We start from the raw sequence: 1,235 nt of genomic DNA, 5'->3' as shown, positions 1-1,235 counted from the left end.
CCCCAAGCCCCCCCCCACCACCGAGAGAAGCATGAGGAAGACAGCGGTGAGCACAGCCAAAAATGAGCAGGTAGTAGGCGGCCTCTACGCCTTTTTCTGCTACCTGATCTGGGGGCTCTTCCCCCTCTACTTCATGCTGACAGCACCAGCCACTCCCCTAGAGATCGTGGCGGGCCGGGTACTCTTTTCGCTGGTCTTCTGTTTAGCCCTGCTGCCGCTCACCCGGCAGGTCAAAAACCTGGTGGCGGTGCTAGGCAACCTGCGCCAGGTCAGCCTTCTACTGGTCGCTAGCCTACTCATCTTCGGCAACTGGCTGCTCTACGTCATTGCCACCACCAGTAATAACGTCATGGAAGCCTCCCTGGGCTACTACATCAACCCCATTGTCTCGGTCGCTCTAGGCGTAGTCTTCCTGGGTGAGCGCCTGCGCCCCCTCCAGTGGGCCGGTATCGGTGTTGCTGCGCTCGCGGTGCTGGTAATGGTGGTCTTTTACGGCTCAGTGCCCTGGCTGGGTCTGGGGCTGGCCTTCACTTTCGGTTTCTACGGGCTGGTCAAGAAAGGAATCGGGGCAGTGCCAGCCCTGGTATCTCTGACCATAGAGACCCTGCTCCTGACCCCGCTGGCAGCTGTACTGATGTGGTACTTTGCTCGCAGCGGTCAGCTTACCCTGCTGGCAGAAGGACCAGCCCATTTCTGGATTCTGGTAGCCAGCGGCGTACTCACGGCGGTGCCCCTGCTTCTCTTTGCGGGAGCCGCTGCCCGCGTTCCTCTCTCTGTGCTGGGCATGGTGCAGTACGTTGGCCCCACCCTTCAGTTCCTCGTTGCCCTGTTCGTGACCCAGGAACACCTCTCAGCAGGCCGCTGGGCAGGCTTTGTGCTGGTGTGGGTAGCTGCGGCCTTCTTCATCGCCGACTCCCTGCTCACCCAGCGCAGGGCACGAACCCACAAGCCGTCCGCCGAGGTGCCCTCCCCCGATACCAACACCGGTATGCTGCCCCAAATCAAGAACGACTAGGCAAGATCAAAGTCGGCTGAGACAGCCCTACAGAAAAACAAGCACAAAAAAGCAGCCCAGGCCCGCATTCTGAACTAGCCCCCGAAAGTTGGACTGGTTTAATCCTAGACCGTCAGGGCTGCCAAAGCCTGGCTCCGATACCCCATCGGAGCCAGGCCCTTTAATCGCTCCTGAAGCCTACCGTTGTTATACCAATAGATATAGTCATCAACCGCCTGAC

Annotated in this window: 2 protein-coding genes; one reads left to right on the top strand and one right to left on the bottom strand. The window is 59.5% G+C overall.

The window, feature by feature from the left end; translation table 11 throughout:
* Positions 1-46: 46 nt before the first annotated feature.
* On the top strand, positions 47-1,015 hold the full coding sequence (rarD, locus tag E4U03_RS12550; protein ID WP_245207734.1) for an EamA family transporter RarD: 969 nt from the start codon (positions 47-49) through the stop codon (positions 1,013-1,015).
* Between the two features lie 104 nt (positions 1,016-1,119).
* Here the strand turns inward: rarD and E4U03_RS13045 are convergent.
* The coding region (locus E4U03_RS13045) for an IS3 family transposase (protein ID WP_135011154.1) at positions 1,120-1,235 on the bottom strand (116 nt) is incomplete at its 5' end.

The organism is Rothia nasimurium (assembly GCF_004569295.1).
Classification (GTDB): domain Bacteria; phylum Actinomycetota; class Actinomycetes; order Actinomycetales; family Micrococcaceae; genus Rothia; species Rothia nasimurium_B.
The sequence above is the reverse complement of the archived record's forward strand: the minus strand, read 5'-3'. Positions and strand labels throughout refer to the sequence as shown.